This window comes from Nostoc sp. C057 (assembly GCF_013393925.1).
Taxonomy (GTDB): Bacteria; Cyanobacteriota; Cyanobacteriia; order Cyanobacteriales; family Nostocaceae; genus Nostoc; species Nostoc muscorum_A.
This window is the reverse complement of record NZ_CP040281.1, coordinates 4462517-4482193: the sequence shown is the minus strand read 5'-3', so window position 1 is coordinate 4482193 and position 19677 is coordinate 4462517. Positions and strand designations below refer to the sequence as shown.

General features: G+C 42.8%; 12 protein-coding genes. 5 read left to right on the top strand and 7 right to left on the bottom strand.

Annotated elements, in window-relative coordinates:
• The first annotated feature begins 210 nt into the window (after positions 1-210).
• Complete coding sequence (locus tag FD724_RS19255; RefSeq protein ID WP_179073727.1) at positions 211-1647, top strand: response regulator; 1437 nt, start codon at positions 211-213, stop codon at positions 1645-1647.
• Between the two features lie 115 nt (positions 1648-1762).
• On the opposite strand, the gene FD724_RS19250 is transcribed toward FD724_RS19255, so the two are convergent.
• Genes FD724_RS19250 through FD724_RS19240 form a run of 3 tightly spaced genes read right to left on the bottom strand, consistent with a single transcriptional unit; the run spans position 1763 to position 8240 of the window.
• Positions 1763-2200 carry a four helix bundle protein gene (locus FD724_RS19250; RefSeq protein WP_256874318.1) on the bottom strand — a complete coding sequence of 146 codons (438 nt, stop codon included), beginning with the start codon at positions 2198-2200 and terminating at the stop codon, positions 1763-1765.
• A gap of 59 nt (positions 2201-2259) precedes the next feature.
• Positions 2260-3879: a response regulator gene (locus FD724_RS19245; RefSeq protein WP_179073726.1), complete on the bottom strand. Its 1620-nt coding sequence runs from the start codon at positions 3877-3879 to the stop codon at positions 2260-2262.
• 2 nt (positions 3880-3881) lie between these two features.
• Complete coding sequence (locus FD724_RS19240) at positions 3882-8240, bottom strand: PAS domain-containing protein (RefSeq protein WP_256874317.1); 4359 nt, start codon at positions 8238-8240, stop codon at positions 3882-3884.
• 161 nt (positions 8241-8401) lie between these two features.
• Between FD724_RS19240 and ldpA the strand changes: the two genes are divergently transcribed.
• Both ldpA and FD724_RS19220 read left to right on the top strand, forming a co-directional pair.
• Positions 8402-9586 carry a circadian clock protein LdpA gene (ldpA, locus tag FD724_RS19225; RefSeq protein WP_179073725.1) on the top strand — a complete coding sequence of 395 codons (1185 nt, stop codon included), beginning with the start codon at positions 8402-8404 and terminating at the stop codon, positions 9584-9586.
• A 156-nt stretch (positions 9587-9742) separates the two neighbouring features.
• Positions 9743-11476 (top strand): R3H domain-containing nucleic acid-binding protein, encoded by a 1734-nt coding sequence (locus FD724_RS19220; RefSeq protein ID WP_179073724.1) that lies wholly within the window; start codon positions 9743-9745, stop codon positions 11474-11476.
• Between the two features lie 324 nt (positions 11477-11800).
• On the opposite strand, the gene FD724_RS19215 is transcribed toward FD724_RS19220, so the two are convergent.
• The 3 genes from FD724_RS19215 to FD724_RS19205 all read right to left on the bottom strand — a co-directional run bounded on the left by FD724_RS19215 (position 11801) and on the right by FD724_RS19205 (position 16160).
• Positions 11801-13372: an adenosine deaminase gene (locus FD724_RS19215; RefSeq protein ID WP_179073723.1), complete on the bottom strand. Its 1572-nt coding sequence runs from the start codon at positions 13370-13372 to the stop codon at positions 11801-11803.
• 589 nt (positions 13373-13961) lie between these two features.
• The gene (locus FD724_RS19210) at positions 13962-15350 is read right to left on the bottom strand and encodes a tetratricopeptide repeat protein (protein WP_179073722.1); all 1389 of its coding nucleotides are present in this window, start codon (positions 15348-15350) and stop codon (positions 13962-13964) included.
• 27 nt (positions 15351-15377) lie between these two features.
• On the bottom strand, positions 15378-16160 hold the full coding sequence (locus tag FD724_RS19205) for a toll/interleukin-1 receptor domain-containing protein (protein WP_179073721.1): 783 nt from the start codon (positions 16158-16160) through the stop codon (positions 15378-15380).
• Positions 16161-16401: 241 nt separating this feature from the next.
• Between FD724_RS19205 and FD724_RS40360 the strand changes: the two genes are divergently transcribed.
• The gene (locus FD724_RS40360; RefSeq protein WP_218651469.1) at positions 16402-17598 is read left to right on the top strand and encodes a hypothetical protein; all 1197 of its coding nucleotides are present in this window, start codon (positions 16402-16404) and stop codon (positions 17596-17598) included.
• Entirely contained in the window at positions 17532-18293 is a 762-nt protein-coding gene (locus FD724_RS40355) for an ABC transporter ATP-binding protein (RefSeq protein WP_218651468.1), read from the top strand. The genes FD724_RS40360 and FD724_RS40355 overlap by 67 nt, the downstream gene beginning before the upstream one ends.
• A gap of 99 nt (positions 18294-18392) precedes the next feature.
• Here the strand turns inward: FD724_RS40355 and FD724_RS19195 are convergent, their stop codons facing one another.
• A complete protein-coding gene (locus FD724_RS19195; protein ID WP_179073720.1) occupies positions 18393-19586 on the bottom strand; it encodes a Coenzyme F420 hydrogenase/dehydrogenase, beta subunit C-terminal domain in 1194 nt (397 codons plus the stop codon).
• Positions 19587-19677: the final 91 nt, after the last annotated feature.

Genomic DNA, 19677 nt, shown 5'->3' with positions numbered 1-19677 from the left:
GGCTATCTAGATAAGTTGCTATAAGCAGGCTATCAGATTTGTCAAGCTCATAATTGGCCAATAGTTTTGGTAGTTTATAAAACTCTCTAGCTACTGGGGGAGTTAAACTATAAATATAAGTATTTTGGTGAAATAGAGCAAAAAAATCAGGGTAATTTTAAATAAGCATTTACTATCCTCAATCATTACAAGCATAGCTTTTAATACATAATGCATTTCAATCAAACTAACCATCATAAAAAAAATATTTTGGTGGTCGATGATACCCCAGATAATTTGAGGCTTTTATCGGCAATGTTGACTGCACAAGGTTTTGAAGTTCGCAAAGCTTTAAACGGTAAAATGGCACTAACTGCATGTCAAATGGTTTTGCCGGATGTGATTTTGCTGGATATCAACATGCCAGGGATGGATGGCTATGAAGTTTGTCAACAACTGAAGGCTGACGATAAAACTTGTGAAGTCCCAGTAATTTTTATCAGTGCCCTGGATGATGTTGTGGATAAAGTAAAAGCTTTTGATGTTGGTGGTGTAGATTATATTGCCAAACCTTTTCATGGGGCAGAGGTTGTGTTGCGAATTGAAAATCAGATTAATTTACGTTTGCTCCAAGTTAGACTGCAAGAAAAAAACTTTTTATTACAAGAGGCTCTTGATAACTTAAAATCTGCTCAAGTTCAACAGATTCAGAACGAAAAGATGGTGGCGCTGGGGCAGCTAGTGGCTGGGCTGGCTCATGAAATTAACAATCCCATCAGTTTTATTTATGGTAATCTCCAATATGCTGGTCAATATGTGCAAGACCTAGTAAATCTAATTGAAGTTTATCAACAAGAATATCCTAAACCCACGCCAAAAATTCAGCAAATATCCCAAGATGTAGACCTGAATTTTGTGATTAACGATCTACAAAACCTCATAGGTGCAATGTATAGAGGCTCCGATCGCATTCGGGAAATTGTCGTGGCGCTACAACACTTTTCTCGGCATGATGAAGCAGAGATGAAGCGGGTAAATATCCATGAAGACATCGAAAACACTTTGGTGATGTTACAACATCGACTCAGAGAAGCAGCAGACCGTCCCGCAATTATTTTAGTGAAAGATTATGGTAACTTGCCCCTAGTTACTTGCTATGCGAGTGAACTAAACCAAGTATTTATGCATTTATTGAATAATGCTATTGATGCAATAGAAGAGGGAATGGGGAAGGTGGGGCCTCTGGGAATAAGGGGTAATGGGGAGTGGGGAGCGGGGAATCAATCTTTTAATCGTTATTCTCAAATGCCACTTGACGGGAGTCGCTCTAATTGGGGAGACACACCAGTTCCTGCACTTGGAGAAACCTCAAACCCGCAGTGGCTCTTCCCTACTCCCCAAATTAGGATTCACACAGAGGTGACAGACTTAAATACGATCAAAATTGCGATCGCAGATAATGGCCCTGGTATAGAAGAGTCGTTGCGATCGCGTTTATTTGACCCATTTTTTACCACAAAACCTGTGGGCAAAGGTAGTGGGCTAGGATTATCTATTAGCTATCAGATTATCGTCCAAAAACACCGAGGAAATATTACCTGCACTTCTTCTGTTGGGCAAGGAGCAGAGTTTGCGATCGAAATTCCCATTGAGCAACCTGAGCGTTAGCCAACAGTAAGCTCGGTTAATGAAGAGGATAACCCGAATTTCTCACTCATAGGGTGGGGAGTGTGGGAGGGGTGGGAAGGGTGGGAGGTGTGGGAAGGGTGGGAAGGGTGGGAATTTAGTCAAGTAACCAATCATCTGGATGGGTAATCATCTTGACTAACCCGCTAAGGACTTGATTGTAAGGAGCGTAGAGTTCTCTTCCTTGTTCGACCGTAAGATATTGACATTTCACAGCAAACTTTAACCAAACTTGAGTTTCTGCTGCTTCCGCCTGTCTACGACACGCTCCGCGAACACAATCATTCAGTTTAGCGACAAAAGCGGCTTTATATCGCCGTTTTCTCCAAGCCTCTGCCATATTTGCACAGACAGAGCGAGAGGAGCGACGAATTTGGTCAGTTAATGAATATTTTTCTTCAACTGGGAACTTTTTAGAATATTCAAAAATTTGCATTGCTGTTTCAAATGCTAATTGATAAATGGCTAAATCCTCATGAGTTCTAAAATACTTCTTCCCTTTTTCTTCCATCTTCTTTAATTTCGACCATTCCATTCTTCATCTTCCCACCCTTCCCACACCTCCCACCCTCCCCGCGCCCTACCTCTCTCTAGTCACAGGCTTAAGGGCAGTTGAACTGTGAACCTTGCCCAGCCCTGAGAACTGGTAACTTCAATTTTGCCTTGGAGATATTCTACTAACTTCTTCACTAATGCTAAACCTAAGCCTGTGCCGCCATGTTGCCAGCGATCGCTCTGAGGAATTCGGTAAAATGGCTCAAAGATGCGAGATTGTTCTGTTGTGGGGATTATTACCCCAGAATTACTAATTGTAATTTGAAAGTAGGGGGCTTGAAGGTTATCTAATAGATCAGATTCTGCATCCTCATTGATGAGACTTTTTGTGGTGTCGATTATCCGAACATCCATTGTAATCTGTCCTTCAGGCGGAGTATATTTACAAGCATTGTTGAGTAACTCTGAGACAATTTCGGTCAGGCTAGCCAAGTCTGAAAGTAAAGGTGGTAAATTTGGCAAAATACTAACTTCCAAAGTCTGCTCTTTAGCTTTCGCTCTTTCTTCAAAATACTCGGCGACGTGAGGTAGCCAATGTTGAAGTTGAATTGAAGTTAATTCCAATGGATAGACATCTGCATCAATCATTCGGATATGCAGCAAATTGTCTACTAGATTCAGTTCTTGTTCGCATTGCTCACGCAGGATAGTTAAGTAGCGAGCTACAGATTCCGATGGAGAAAGTGTGCTTGAATTTAAGCTATCCTGCCGCTCAAGAATATTTTCTAGAGCGGAGATTGCCATTTTGATGTTTGACAAGGGCGTTCGCATTTCATGAGAAGTGGTTGCGAGAAAATCCTCTTTCAACTTGTTCAGGCGTTGGAGTTCTGCCACTTGAATTTCTAGTTGTTGGGCACGTTCAGTTGCGAGATTGCGTTCTTCGGTGAGCCGTCGTTGTGTGTCATCTCGAAAAACTAATACTGCTCCTGTAATCATGCCACTGTTGTCTCTGAGGGGAGTAGCACTATCAGCGACTGGTATAGTTGTCCCGTCTCTAGTAATTAGTAAAATTTGACTGCCTAGATAGATAGTAGTTTCTTGTTGGAGAGCTGCGAGAATTGGATTTTGGGCAGGGATCTGAGTTTGTTCGTCAACGAGTCGGAACACCTCTGTTAACATCCGTCCCTTGGCTTCATCCCATCGCCAGCCTGTTAATGCTTCACCTGCCTGATTTAGGTACTTTACACGCAACTCAGGATCAACCACAATCACACCGTCGCCCATTCCCCTAAGGACAGAACTCAAAAATTGCTCGCGATCGTAGCGATTGAGTGCTGTTTGAATGGCAACGTAAAGTTCTTGTTCCTTGATGGGTTTGAGAATATACCCAAAGGGGGATGTCAGCGTTGCCCGCTCTACAGTGCTATTATCAGAGTGTCCTGTAATAAAGATGACAGGAATTTGCAAATTATGCCAAATTTGCTCAGATGCCTGAATGCCGTCCATATCACCCCGTAACCTGATATCCATTAAAATCAGGTTTGGGCGTGATTCAGTTGCTTTTTCAATTGCCTCTTCTGCTGAATCGGCGATGCCTAAAACAGTGTATCCCAGAGACTCTAAACTTTCTTGCAAATTGATGGCAAGAATATATTCATCTTCAACCACAAGGATTCTAACTGCATCCTTTCTCGGTATGTTTGATTGAATGCCAATCATGTTTATATCCGGCTGTTTGTGAAAGTAATTTTGAACTCTGTTCCCTGGTGAGATTCAATTTCGAGTTTTCCTCTTAGCTGTTTAACCAAACCTTGGACAAGAGTTATACCTAATGTTTTAGCTTTCTTACTATCAAAATTTTCAGGTAAACCAATGCCGTTATCTCGAATAATGAGTGTAAAAATAGACTCTGATCCTTGATAAAACTTAATCTCAATTTCCCCCCAAATATTACCAACAAAGGCATATTTCAAAGCATTAGAAACCAGTTCGTTGATAATCAAGCCACAAGGAATGGCCGTTTCGATGTCAAGGCTAACATCATCAACTTGAATCTTCAGGTGAATCTGGCTGGAATTGACGTTATAAGAATCAAATAAATGAGTTGTTAAATCTGGGATGTATTGAGCAAAATCAATATCAGCGAGGTCTTCAGATCGGTATAGTTTTTCATGAACTAGGGCAATGGAGGCAATGCGGTTTTGGCTATCGCGCAAAACAGATGTCACGACAGGATCTTGTGTCCGTCTGCACTGCATTTGCAGCAAACTGCTGACAATTCCTAAATTGTTTTTCACCCGATGGTGAATTTCTTTAAGTAATACTTCTTTTTCTTTAAGAGAGGCTTTGATTTTTTCCTCTGCTTGCTTATGCTCGGTGATATCTTGTTGGACAGCTACAAGGACGTTTCCATACTCAAGATGCCCAAAAATGCAAGCGTTTGCCCTACACCAGAAAGGAGTGCCATCTTTCTTAATATTATGAACTTCATAAGTAGCTTCACCGTTTTGAATAATAGCAGTGCTAATTGCCTGATTAACTTCTTCAGGTGTAGTATGTTCGTCCCCGTAGTTGACAATCGACACATGCTGACCGATTAATTCACCAGGTTCATAGCCAAACATTTGCTCAAATTTAGGATTGGTGTAGACAAATATGCCATCTGTGGCACGAACTAGGCAAATTCCCTCTGCCATGTTACGGGTAATTACTGCTTGCAGTTCTAACATTTGTTCAGCGCGTTTGCGATCGCTGATTTCAACTACAACAATGCCCACACTAATGGGTTGATCAGCTTCAGACTGAATCGGAAAATAGGAAGCTAGCCAAGTTCTGATAACACCTGGGAGTTTTGGGGTTTCTCCAGTGATTTCCAAATCCAGAATCGGTTCACCCGTTGTCGAAACATATTGCAACACCTGCTCCAGCTTTGGTGTCAAATCGGGGACAATCTCCCGCAGTGTTTTGCCAATATGCGCTGCTGCGGGAATGCCATTAATTTCTGCCAATGCTTCATTAACAAATGAAAAACGCAGTTCTCGATCAAGAATGCTTACACCAACAGGTGCGCTATTGATGAAGGCATCCAATAACTTTTGCTTGTGAGCCAGTTCTCGCTCCAGAACCTTGCGATCGCTGATATCAATGATCACGCCCAGCATCCGTACAGGGTCGCCTGCTTCGTTGTAAACGCCGCGCCCTTTCCCCGTGAGCCAGTGAACTTTGCCATCGGGGTAAATCACTCGATATTCACCTTTAAAATTAATATGTTCTGCCAACGCATTTAATACAGCCTGTTCAATTCGCTCAACATCCTCTGGATGAACACAATCGCGCCATAGTTGATAGGCTGCTGACGTTTCTGGCTTTAAACCTAACAAACGAAAATGGTTGTTATTCCAGAGAACTTCCCCTGTTTCAACATTCCAATCCCAAAGACCGATGTGGTTAAATTCTAAGGTTAGCCTTAGTTGTTCTTCACTTCTAGCTAAGGCTGCTTCGGTTTGTTGGCGTAAGCGAAGCTCATCGTAGACATCGCTGATATCCCGATGAGTGCCAGTCATCCGCAAAGGATTACCCTTTTCATCTCGGATGACAACCTTACCGTAGTTGGCAATCCATTTCCATTCGCCAGACTTAGTTCTGAGTCTATAGTCAAATTTGTATCGTACTGAACTATCCTTGAGGTGGGCTGCCAAGATTTCTTCAACCCAAGGTAAATCATCTGGATGAACTAATTGCTCCCAAGTACTCCAATCCTGTGGAACTTCATCAAAGCTGTATCCGAGCATTTCTAAATAGCGGCGGCTGTAATACACTTCTCCAGTGATAATATTCCAGTCCCACAAACCATCCCCAGAAGCTTCAAGTGCTAATTGTAGTCGTTCCTCACTTTGGCGCAAGGTTTCTTCCGCTTTTTGGCGATCGCGTAGCGCAATTTCCCGTTCGGTGACATCTTGGGCAGTACCATAAAGGCGAATTACCTCTCCATCGGCGTTGAATTCTACATATCCAATGCCCTCAAAATAGCGATTAGAGCCATTCTGGGGGACACGAAGAATTTGTTTGTAGGACTCACCAGTGGCGATCGCCCGCTCAACTGCTTGGTGCAATTTCTCCCAATCTTCAGGGTGATACAATTGCAGATTTTCTTCATAGCTTGGTTCAAGAAGTGCGAATTCTCGATTGAAGAGATCAAAAAGCCCCTTTGACCAGGTAATTTTGCCACTGGCAAGTTCAAACTCCCAATTACCAAGGCGAGCAACTCGCTGTGATTCTTCTAGCAGGGCTTGACTTTTGCGTAAGGTTTCTTCACTGTTTTTGAGGTCGGTGACATCCACCACTAGTCCATCCCAAGCCACACGCCCATCCTGCAACTGGCGTGGTGTAGAACGAAAATGGAACCATTTGAGTTGACCACTAGGCGTTCGGATTCGTAATTGAATATCAAAGACAGACAGATTTAGCCGGGACTCTTCAACGGCTTCCTGTAGACGGGGAATATCCTCTGGGATAAACTGCCGATAAAGCAGAGATGAATCTCTGAGTGCATCTTCTACTTTGACTTCCATTAGTCTTTCAATGCCCCCACTCAGATAAGAAAAGCGATCGCTCCCATTCCGTTCGCGGATCACCCGATAGACTGCACCATTGGACAGATTATCTCCAATCAAGTGCAACATCACTTTACGCTCATGCAAAGCGAGTTCAGTTTGTTTGCGTTCAGTGATATCTCGCCCTTCTGGAATCAACAAAACGACTTTACCTGTCTCGTCTTGAAGCGGACGCAGTGAAAAATCGATTGTTGCTACTCGCTCATTTGCACCGAGAACATCAACTTCATAGCGGACAAACTTTCCCTTTGCAGCATGAGTGATCGCTTGTTTTAATTCTTCTTGAGTTTGTGGTGAAATTGTCCACCAGTGTGCTTCCCAAAAAGGGCGATCGATCACATCTTCCAACTGAAGTCCGCCAAAACTAAGTGCAGTCTGGTTAGCCTCCAGTAAAATACCAGATGGCGTTAGCAGTCCTGTGAATTGGAAAGTGTTGTTAAAGATAGCGCGGAATCGGCGATCGCTTTCTTGCAATTTGGTAGTGCGTTCGTGTACTTTGGCTTCTAACTCGGTGTTGAGGGTTTGGAGGTTACGGTAAAGTTGGGCTTGTTGGATGGCGATCGCTAATTGTACAGTCAGTTGGTTGAGCAATTCCACCTCAAATGCCTGCCATTGCCGGGGAGCAGAACATTGATGCACAATAAATAGACCCCAGAGTTCAACTGCTGAAGTCGCTATGTTTTCTACCAGAATGGGGACAATTAAATTCGCCTTTACCTGAAACTGTTCTAATAATTGCAGATGGCATTCACTTAAACCCGCTTCGTAGATGTTCGTAGTTGTCCAAATTTTTCCTTGGCGATATTTTTCACCCTGGCTTTCTTGAAAACAGGTATCTTCAATCTCTAGTCCCAAGCTTGATTGCCATTCAGGTAACACCGACTCTGATACAATACAACCCTGCATAAGGGAAGTGAATTGATACACCAGTACCCGATCGGCACCCAATAACTGGCGGACTTGTTGAACACTAGTAGTAAGAATGTCTTGAAGCTGCAAAGATTTGCGGATATGCAGAGCGATCGCTCCTACTAGGCGTTGTTGTTCCTGCTGCTGTTCTAGCTGCTGCATTAGCTGCTTGTGCTTGATCGCCCCATGAATCGTTCGGCAGAAATTTTCTCGGGTCAGTTTTCCCTTAACTAGATAATCATGGGCTCCACTCTTGAGAGCTTGGACTGCGATCGTTTCGTCTCCCTGTCCAGTCACCATAATTACTGAAATTTGGCTGCTGGAAGTTTGCCTCTGTAGCTTAGTAAGAAATTCCAGCCCATCTAAATCTGGTAATAAATAGTCCAACAAAATCACATCCGGTATTTTCCCTTGGCAAGCTTGTAGCGCCTTATTTCCAGACTCAAATTCGTAAATATTATAAGTGTAGCGATCGTCCCGCTCTAGAAAGCGCCGATACAAAGCTCTGTCTTCAGCAGAGTCTTCTACAAAAAATACAGTTATTGCATTGACTGTCATTTATCTCAGCTCCTCAGAAAGCTACGGCAGTAGGAGAGAAGAATGAATAATCAATAATAGCCAATACCCAATACCCCATTCCCAATCTCTAATTTTGGAAATCCGGATTTTTTCTTGATTACAGACTACTATTTTTAGTCGCATAAACGCATAATAGAATAGTGACTGATCTGTTCGTACCTTTACAATCTCTCAAACAAGGTGACTGGTTCAAGCTCATCTGCGGAGCTAGCTTCCAGCATTTGCCGGCAGTCAGAAATTTAACGTTAGCCTATACTTTGGCGGGCGCTGACTGCATAGATGTTGCAGCTGATCCAGCAGTGATTGCAGCAGCGCAAGCAGGGCTACAAGTAGCTAAAACTCTAGCTCAAGATGCCCAACAGCGAGGCTTTGACTACAAAGGCAACTTACCCTTTTTAATGGTCAGCCTAAACGATGGAGAAGACCCCCATTTTCGCAAAGCAGAATTTAATCCTACTGAGTGTCCTAGAGACTGCCCTAGACCCTGTGAACGGATTTGTCCGGCACAAGCAATCGTATTTGACAATATCAAAGAAGATTTTTCAGGAGTAGTATCCGAAAAATGTTATGGCTGCGGTCGTTGCATCCCAATTTGTCCTTATGGTATAATTTATACAGCTTCATACGTGACAACGCCAGGAGCGATCGCGCCATTAGTAATGTCAACAGGAGTAGATGCCGTAGAAATCCATACACAAGTAGGGCGGTTGGCAGAATTTCAGCGATTATGGCAGGCAATTTCACCGTGGGCCGATCAATTAAAGCTACTAGCCATCAGTTGTCCCGATGGCGAGGGGATGACTGATTACCTAAGAGCAGTGTATGACCTGATTGCCCCACTCAAAAGTGCTTTAATTTGGCAAACCGACGGTCGTTCAATGAGTGGCGATATTGGCGATGGTACGACAATAGCCGCAGTGAAATTAGGGCAGAAAGTTTTGGCAGCGAAATTACCGGGATATGTGCAGTTAGCAGGCGGCACAAATAGCTATACCGTTGCTAAGTTAAAGGCAATGGGACTGCTGAAGAGAGAGGGACAAGGAGGACAAGAGGGAATTTACCCCTTGTCCCCCCCCTCTCCCTTGTCCCCCCCCTCTCCCTTGTCCCCCCCCTCCTCTATTTCCGGGGTCGCCTACGGTAGCTACGCCCGTGTACTGCTGTCACCAATTCTCGAAAAGTTAGAGAATAAGGAGGTAAGTAACACCAATATGAAGGCGACTGTTTGCCTAGAAGAAGATGAAGTATTACTTTGGCAAGCTGTAGAACTTGCCCATTCTCTCGTTTCCCAAATCAAGTCATCTCAGAGAAGGGAGAGTGAGCATTAATTAAGCATAATTACTAGGTACCAGAAGATACTGTAACTTATGTTTAATTTATGTTTGTATAGTCAAGGTAGGAGGTTTGAGCATTGAACGAGCTATTGAGAACAGTTAAAAGCTGAAAGTATCTGATTTACTGTTGTTTCCGTCACCATAGAAAGCATGACGATTACAGACGATCTCCAAAAGTTATTAGACATTTTGCCCCAAGACCTGCAACAAGTACTAGAGAGTCATCCCAAACGAGATATTTTAGTAGAAGTGGTCTTGGATTTGGGTCGTCGCCCAGAGGCTCGCTTTCCTAATCAAGCTGAGTATCTGAGCGAAATACCCGTTACTCAAGAACAGATAGATGATTGCATTCAACGAGTCGGAATTTTTGGTGGAGATAATCGAGCAGGAATTGAGCAAACTTTGCATCGGATCAGTGCGATCCGCAACCGTACTGGTAAGATTATTGGCTTGACCTGTCGCGTTGGTCGGGCGGTATTCGGAACCATTGGCATGATCCGCGATTTGGTAGAGACTGGTAAATCGATTCTCATGCTCGGTCGTCCAGGTGTAGGCAAAACTACCGCCTTACGGGAAATTGCTCGTGTATTGGCAGACGATCTGCATAAGCGAGTGGTGATTATTGACACCTCCAACGAAATCGCTGGAGATGGTGATGTTGCCCACCCCGCCATTGGTCGCGCTCGGCGGATGCAAGTGGCTCATCCAGAACAACAGCATCAGGTGATGATTGAGGCAGTGGAAAACCACATGCCAGAAGTCATTGTCATTGATGAAATTGGCACGGAACTGGAAGCTTTAGCGGCTCGTACTATTGCTGAACGGGGCGTACAGTTGGTAGGTACTGCCCACGGGAATCAGATCGAAAATCTGATTAAAAACCCTACCCTGGCTGATTTAGTTGGGGGTATCCAAGCTGTGACGCTGGGAGACGACGAAGCCAGACGGCGAGGCTCTCAAAAGACTGTTTTGGAGCGGAAAGCCCCTCCTACCTTTGAAATTGCTGTGGAAATGTTGGAACGCCAACGCTGGGTAGTACATGAAAGCGTTGCTGACACAGTAGATAATCTGCTGCGAGGTCGTCAGGCTACCCCACAAACGAGAACCGTTGATGACCACGGCAAAGTTGCGGTGACAAGGCAGTTAGCTGTTGTCAACGGTCGCGGTGGACAGTTAGGGACAGTGGAAGAATCTTTCCCACCGGCGCGACCATCTAATGGCTGGCGTTCTTCGGGACAAATGGTTGCACTGCCACAATTGCCTGTAGAACGGGTGACTGGACGTAGTGAGTTTGATCGATTGCTGGATGAATCCTTCAATTATTCAGAGAGCATTGATTTAGATGCTGCGACTAGACACCCAGGGCCAAATGGTGAAGATTTGCCACTGCACGTTTACCCTTATGGCGTTAGCCGCCATCAACTAGAACAGGTAATTAGCGTGCTAACTTTACCCGTGGTATTGACAAAAGATATAGATAGTGCTGATGCAATTTTAGCACTGCGATCGCACGTCAAAAACCACGCCAAATTACGCCAAATGGCCAAAGCCCGTCATGTCCCCATCCACATGATTAAGTCCAGCACCATTCCGCAAATTACCCGTGGCTTGCGGCGGTTGCTGAACATGGACGACCCAGAAATGACCGATGACCTCGAACTGCAACTGTTTTTGCACAGTGGTAGCGATGATGAGATGGATGCCTTGGAAGAAGCTAGACTTGCTGTTGAGCAAATTGTGATTCCGAAAGGACAGCCAGTTGAGTTATTACCACGTTCTCCGCAAGTCCGCAAAATGCAACATGAGTTGGTAGAACATTATCGCCTCAAGTCGCATAGTTTTGGCGAAGAACCAAATAGAAGATTGCGGATTTATCCGGCGTAACTTCTACCCCTAACCCCTCTTCGCACTGCGAAGAGGGGTAAAGGAACTTAGATGCTTTTCCAGTAAAGTTTGCAGGTATGAAAAACTTGACTTCTAATATCATGTTCGACTTAATACTTATGTCATTGCGAGCGTTCGCGCAGCGTCTCGTAGAGAAGCGCAGCAATCCCGAACCTTTGTGATTGCTACATTCCACTTCGTTGCATACCCTGCGGGAACGCCAAGGGCGAACGCAATGACATATTAATAAGTGATTTGTCGAACATGATATAATTTGTCCTTGCAGTCAAATTATTCGTTGCTCTACATTTTCGTGAAAGTCAATCAAAGCCAGTTCTCCAATGACTCAAACCGAGCAAATTCTGACTCTAGCTGCCATTGTATCCGGGCGCGATCGCTCTTTTGCAAAAAAGCATTGCACCCTTGAGAAACAGAAGTTTCACCAGGGCTATCGCTTGCACAAGCTGCAACCATTGCCTTAAACTCAGGCGACTTCCAGAGACTATTTCCCGGAGCGAAACTATATTCTAAGCCATTGCGAGCCAGTCGCTTGAGGTCTTTATATCCCAGCCCATATCTCGTTGCTGCTAACAGATACTCATGACTCAAATCGATGCGGGAAATGCCTTCATCATCAGAAGCAAGGGTCATTGGTACTCCAGCCTTCCAATATTCCCTAAAGGGATGCTGATCTCCCTGGACATTCAAAATTACCTCATTACTGGTCAGGCAGATTTCGACCAACACGCCGAGTCGCCGCATTTGCTCCATCAACTCGAAGGGACGCTCCTCAAAAAGAATATCTACACCATGTCCGATGCGAGATGCCTGTGCCACTTCTACAGCTTGCCGAATATGAAAACGTAAATCCTCGGTTGGAACCAACCCCAGAGTTAACTCTCCAGAATGGAGCGCCACCTTGACATTGGGAAATTGGCGTTTTAAAAATTGCAGCATTTGCATTTGCAGAGTGTAGTCGCGCAGTGCAATCTGGTTATCTTCCGGGGCAACAAGATTAATGCCAACTACCCGCTTTTCCGATGAAGCTAATTCAAAGGCATAAGCTAACTGAGCAAACACTTCAACAGGCGACTTTGTTCTTGTCGTTTGCTGTAAATAGCGCACTGTCACTGCACATCCAGGCTGTGCCAATGGAGTGCCGCAACCGAGTGTTTTCGAGACTTCGCTCTCCAACTGTGCTAATTGCTGGCTGCCAAGTGTCACTAGCTTGGTTAATCCTCGTTTGAGCAATTGACTATGCATCTCTTGCAAATCTTTATTCCAACCAACTTCACGCCCTAGCTGTCGAACCTCACTGCCCTGAATGGTAAGCATTAACTCTAGATAGGTAATATGCTGCGAAGCTGCCCGATTTGCTACTGACGCAACCATATCATCCCGACGGCTCATAGAGTCTGATATTGTCCCAAAACCACTAAAAGCCTCAAAAAATTGGTCGTGTCCAGATTTTCCAGCAAATGGGAGGTTACGAGTAGACCAACGATTTATTAGGGAATCATAAACAGATGTTCGGTTTAACAATTCTGAAGCTGCAAAATAGCTACTGTCCTGACCACAAGCCTTTGGTTCAACTAATGTCTCTGCCTTTGGATTCACACAATACCCATCGGTGGCAGCCCACTCAAGATAGTGTTCTGCGTACACAGCCCCGCTTAGATGACTGTGGATATCTCCTCCCTTCGGCATTCGCTGTACAAATGCTCGTAAAGCGGCTGGCTGGGTGCGATGGGCTTCAAACCAACTAGCAGCTTCAACTTCACTCCGAGTCGAGGACTGCTGCGAATTAGATGGGACTTGAGCTACTACACTGAAGATGAAACAGCTAGAACTCGTGAATACTCCTAAAAACAAAGATAAGGACGCTCGTCTATGCATATAGATTTATTTTTTTGTAAAACATGGCCAGAATCCTCTGGTTAAATTGCCGCATCATTGTAGCGTTTATCTGCGGTAATAAGTTAAGTAGTTTTTGAGTTGTCGTGGTGAGAAACAATAACTCTACTACGAAGTTCCTTGCCTCTTCATATTCTTATTTTGGCAACGATATTGTACTATCTACGGTAGTGTTATTAGTACCGCAAGGCGGAATTAAAAATTAAAAATTAAAAATGAATACAGCGTAAGTATTTTATTCATTTGGAATGGGTGCTTTATTTCCGCCGTACTTTACTAGTGGCAATTTGTGGACATTCCTCAAGTTGCGGGACAGCACTGTAAGTATTGATCTAACTGAGTACTTAATTCCGCCAGTAGAACAAATCTTAAGTATTTTGGTGTGAATGATTCACTCACAGTCAGCTTCTGATTGTTGTTAATTTGCTCAACCAGTACAAAGTCATAACCAATGAGCTTGAGAAATTAATGGAAGGCGATCGCATTACTGATATTGTGACAAGTAAGAGGTGATCCTTGTTTATTATCATTATCCGATTTGGTAGAGGTTAAGATATATTTAATGGGAAAATCAGGGCTTTGTCTGCTGAAGCCTCTTGAGCCTAGAACGCATTTCTTTAAGTTTATCTTTTGCTCCTTGTTTTTTGTATAGAGTCTCTGCCTTTTGATAATCTTTAATTGCTTGTTGTTTATTTGGTAAGTTTTTATCATAAACAAGACCACGATTTGCATAAGCATCAGCTAAGTCAGGAGAAAGGCGAATAGCTGTGGTATAGTCGTCAATTGCTGCCTGGTATTTTTGTATATAATGTTGAGCATAACCACGTTGTATATATGCGTTAACATTTTTAGGCGCAATTTCAATAGCTTGGGTATAATCCTTAATTGCTGCTTGATAATTTTTTTGCAAATAGTGGTCATTGGCACGTTTTATATAATCAATCTTTTTAGTAGCAATCTTAAGCTTATTTTCTCCTTGATTTTCTAAATTAGTTAGTTGTGTCTCTGGAGAAGATTTACAAAATCCTAAAAGCGCAGCAACTACAACAATCACAATAGCAGTAATAACGACGTTTGGATTCGCTTGATTATCATAGCCAATAAGTCGCCGAAAAGGTTGAAGAGAAATGTTTTCAGTAACTTCATTCTCGATTCTAGCTACAACTTCATCTTTAAGACTTAAGTCATTTTGTAGGGTTTTCAATCTCTCGCGCTCTTGCTCACTGAGACTATTGCCTCGCCGAACTATCTGAAAAAATTCTTGTTTATACCGTTGTAATTTTTGATTGTGTTCTTGCTTTGCTTGGGCAGTTATTTCTTGCTCTATGAATTCTATATCTTTATTTTTTAATTCCCAATTTTGCTTGAATTGGATTAAGGTATTTAGTGTTTGAGTACTAAAAGGATACTCATTCTGAATCGCAGTATAAAAAATCTGCCTATATTCCTGTAAATTTTGATGGTATTGTTTAATTTTTTCGATTATTTCTTCCAGACCTTTAGCTATATTATGAAAAGCTCCATCAGTGTCTGACGATCTCTTTACGGCTATTCTAGATTTCGGCAATGGATTTAAATCACCCAATACTTTCTCCCAGCCGTAAATTTCACGAATGAGCAAAGGTACAACAATAATTTCTTCCTGTTTACCTCGCTGTAATATACGCTGAATTTCAGTAGAAAATAAAGTTGTATTTTGAATTAGAGAAATCAAGTGTGGGTTAACAAGTAATGCAACCACATCAGATGTTTCTAAAATATTAAAAGTATGATTGTTTGTGTCATCAGAAAAATGTGATATGTCAATAGGGTATTTGCACCATTCTATAAAGACACCTGAGTCTTTCAATGTACTCAGGTGCTTCTCTAAATCTTGTCGAAGATTTTCATCTTTACGACCAGATGATGAGTATATAAATACTATTTTGATATTTTTGCTATAGCCTGGAGACAAAGACATAACCGTCAGGAAATAAAAGTTGTTATTTTATGTTTTTTCTACTATTTTTGTCTTGACTTTTTCAAGACCTTCAGCAATAAAACAAAAAGCATCATTGTTAGTTTGCCACGCCTTTCTATCAGTGATAAATTTATTTTTTTGAGGTAAAGGCTCAAGATCCCCAAGCTTAAAATTAGCAAAAGTAAATCGTTCCCAACCAAAAATCTTGGTGAGAAGTACAGGAATAACAAAAGTAGCTTTTATAGCTTGTTCTCTCTCTATCGCTAGCTTTATCTCAAATTTATTATTATATTCTTTGAGATAATTAGGACTAATCAATAACATAATTATATGAGATGAATTCAGGTGTTTCTCAATCTCAACTTTATTGTTTTGTCCTCCTATAGTTTTACCTTCATGCCAAATTTTAATTCCCTCCACATGATTGAGATGTTTATCTACTAACTCTTTTAACAATTTTTCATCATCTTTTTGATAAGATATAAAAACTTCGATAATTCCAGTGTTTGATAGGAGTTCAGGAGTTTGATGTACTTTTACCTTGGATATAGTATTTGGGATTATTGTTGTATGAGAAAGCAATTGCAATTGTGCTTCAATATCATTTAACTGCCGATCGATATCGTTCAGTTTAGCCAGTTCATCTTGAATCTGTTTTTCTAATTGAAATTTTACTGCGGTACCTGCTTCAATAGCACAATCTCTTCGCAACCGCTTTAATTTTTCGCTTCGCTGTTCCCAATCATCCTGAAGTCCCTGCCTCAATTGCTGTAATCGCTGCTGCTGTTCAGTACTTGAGCTTTTAGCCATTTTGAATGTTAGATTTCAGAATATGTATCAATTTAGACTTTATATTTTACACTAGTATAAATACTGTCTTAAATAATTATATAAAATTACTTGCAAAGTTATGAAGTGAATTTGAGTAATAAAAGCTGACAACCGAAGCTTTTGCTTTGTCTGCTATTAGCTTGATATCAGTGCTACTCATGGAAATTGAGATCACAACCTCTGTCTGGGAACTTTGCTATTATTTGCTTCTTTAAACTACATGCAAATAATTGAAATCTCTCCATTCCAAGCATTTCGCCGGAGTGTGACGACGGTGATGCAAGTAGTTCCAAAGGAGCTACGCTATGTGGCAATTTTGACATTGTTGGGTGGTGCAGGCCCAGCGATCGCTATTTGGCTCAACAAGACTATCATTGATGAAATTACCCGTTTATTGAGTACGGGAACAACGCAGAATGCGATCGCCTTGATACTTGCCCAACCTCTGCTACTCTCCAGTCTTGCAGGTTCACTGCTGGTGAATTTGGTAAGTGATGCGATCGCTAACATCAATAGCTTTGTATATACTTCCCTGCGTGATCGCATTACAGGCTTTATCCAAGGACAAGTGATTGAGAAGGTTGCCACTTTTGAAGATATTGCCCTGTTTGAAACACCCGATTTGCTCAATTTGTTGCAGTTGACCGAAAAGGGAATGCAACGACTTCCAGAGCTTTGTGTCAGGCTTGTGATGATGCTAGAGGGAATTTTTATCTTCATTCCAGCCATACTGCTTTCGGTATCGCTTGCTTGGTGGATACCCCTAATTTTGTTTAGCTGCGTTACTCCTGCTATGTATGTAGAAAGGAAATACCGTAAGCAAGTTTGGAGGGTAGAAAAAACCCAAGCGAGTGTTCTTCGGGAAATGAACTTATATAAAACGGTTTTAACTGGGGAAATATACGCCAAAGAAATACGCTTGTTTAGCTTGCAACCCTTACTACTAGAACGTTGGCACGGACTTTACCGCACCATTTTTAGAGCAATGGAACAGATTCGCCGTCGGGGGACAACGGCGGTTATTAGTTGGTCTTTACTCAGTGGTTTAGGCTTTGCGTTACCTTATCTGTACGTAGTTCAGGGAGTACTAGGTGGAACTCATACTCTAGGGGATTTGGCGCTTTACACTGGGGTAATTTTAGAAGTGCGTCGAAGTTTGGATAATTTTATGTCTGGTGGGTCAGAGTTATATGATATTGCACTGGCAACAACGCCCATTTTCCAACTTTTGGAATTAGAACCGCAATTATCCGTTCTCAATCAAAGGCATGGGGAAAAGTCAAGGAATCGGCTGTTAACAATCAGAACTTTCAAAGAAATGGGAATCGGCAAGCTTTATCAAGTGAAGCATTGCAGACAGGTATTTGCATCAAAAATCTATCTTTTACCTATCCCAATAGTAATCACCCCATCCTGAAAAATATCAATCTGAAAATTCACCCCAACGAGATGATTGTATTGGTGGGTGAAAATGGTGCTGGTAAGACCACTTTAGCCAAGCTATTGTGTCGCCTTTATGACCCTAGCCAAGGTGCGATTATTTGGAATGGACAAGATTTGCGATCGCTCCCATTAGAAGATTTGCGATCGCGGATTGATGTAGTTATGCAAGATTACGCCCGCTTTCCGACTACCGTGCGAGAGAATGTTGCCTTTGGGAATTTACCTAAAATGCAGGATGATGAGGCGATTGGGGAAGCGATCGCTGAGGCTGGTTTGGCTAGAGTAATTGAGAAGCTAGATCAAGGTTTAGAAACCCTCTTAGGCAAACAGCTAGAAGGTGGTATTGATCTGTCAGGGGGACAATGGCAGAGATTAGCGATCGCTCGTGCTTTGTTGCGACTGTCTCCAGCCGAACTACTCATACTTGATGAGCCAACAGCGAACCTTGACCCCAAAACAGAACATGAGATTTACAACATTTTGCGTACTCTAGCAATGGGGAGAATAGCCGTTGTAGTCAGCCATCGTCTCGCCTTAGCAAAACTAGCAGACCGAGTAGTAGTCCTAGAACACGGTCAAATTATCGAAGTAGGCACTCATGACGAACTCATCGCACTAGGGGGACAGTATCACCTGATGTTTACTCGTCAAGCTAGTAGTTACAACTGATTGGGGAGTAAAGAAGGGAATAGGGTACAGGTTAGAGGGTACAGATTATTCCCTATTACCTATCACCTGTCACCTCTCCCCTAATCCCAATGCCCCAATTTATTCTGGTAACTTATATTGCCCCACAATACGCTTGGCAAACTCTGGAACGTGCGCTTCTAATTTCTCTGGATGATTTCGCTTTACATATAAATAATTCCGAGTAAAGTGAGAATCAATGGAAAACCGCGCATATTCCAAACCCTTTGGGCCGATTTTTTCGATAACCACACCCATCAGTTTCGCTGCCCACATGGGGAGAGTCACCCCTTTATCGTAAGCGGGAATACTTTGCTGTACAGCTTCCTTGCGGTTGCCTTTAGACGTAACTGGTTGGGTGTCTAACTGGTCTTGCACCAAATCTAGCATTTCCTTACCAGTGTCATTTCTAACTACAATCCATTGCCAGCCGAAGGGTGCGCCCATATAGCCAACAACTAAATCGGCTAGGGAGTTAACGTAATCAAAGCAACTCATACAGGATGGGGCAAAGACATCTTTAAGTTTGTTAGTCTTCAAACCAAAGAAAGGCACTGTTTCTGATGAGCCATCCTCATGTTTGAAGTGAACCCGGAAGTCTTGCATGAATTCGTAATGCACAACTGTTTCTGGCGATCGGCTGGTGGTTTCTAAGAATTTTTGTAGTCCGGCGCGGTTAACATTATCTACGCAGGGTGTACCCAAAACATACAGCTTTTCTAAACCCAGTTGTTTTTCTACGGCTCGTAGCGCCTGGATTTGGCAACCAACACCAATTACTAATAGCCGCTTCATCCCCGATTTTTCTATCTGTTCCAATACGGAAAGGTTAGGGGAAAGCGTTGGTTTATTTACCCGCGCTGCTAGTATTTCTTCTGGAGTCCGGGCGATGATGGGCATGGGTTGAAAGCGGTCTTCTTTGGTATTTTGCACACAGACGACACCTTCAACTAAGCCGCGATTGAGCATTTCAATCGCAATGCTGCTAACAATACCCGTCCATTGTGCGCCTTCGATGGGCTGCTGTTTTCGCGCCGCCATCATGTCTTGGTGGACACCAAAGTATAGCTCATCAGGGTTGTCGAGATGGCGCGATCGCGTGTGCGTTTCTTCTTCAAGTTCGCCTATTTGCTGATTAATAAAAGCGCAGGCTTCCTTGACATAGTGAATATAGTATGTATCGCATAGTCCGCACTCGCTACAAAGTTCTTTAGCAGGGCGGCGGCTGGTAGGTTTTAAGGCTTTGGCTTTTTTGTGAGGAGAAACTGAGGTCATATAAATTTTTTGTTTTATCCAGTAATCGCTTTTATTACAATACCTTTACTGGCTATGAATTCTTTCAACTCTCCTCCTCAAAAAGAAAGCA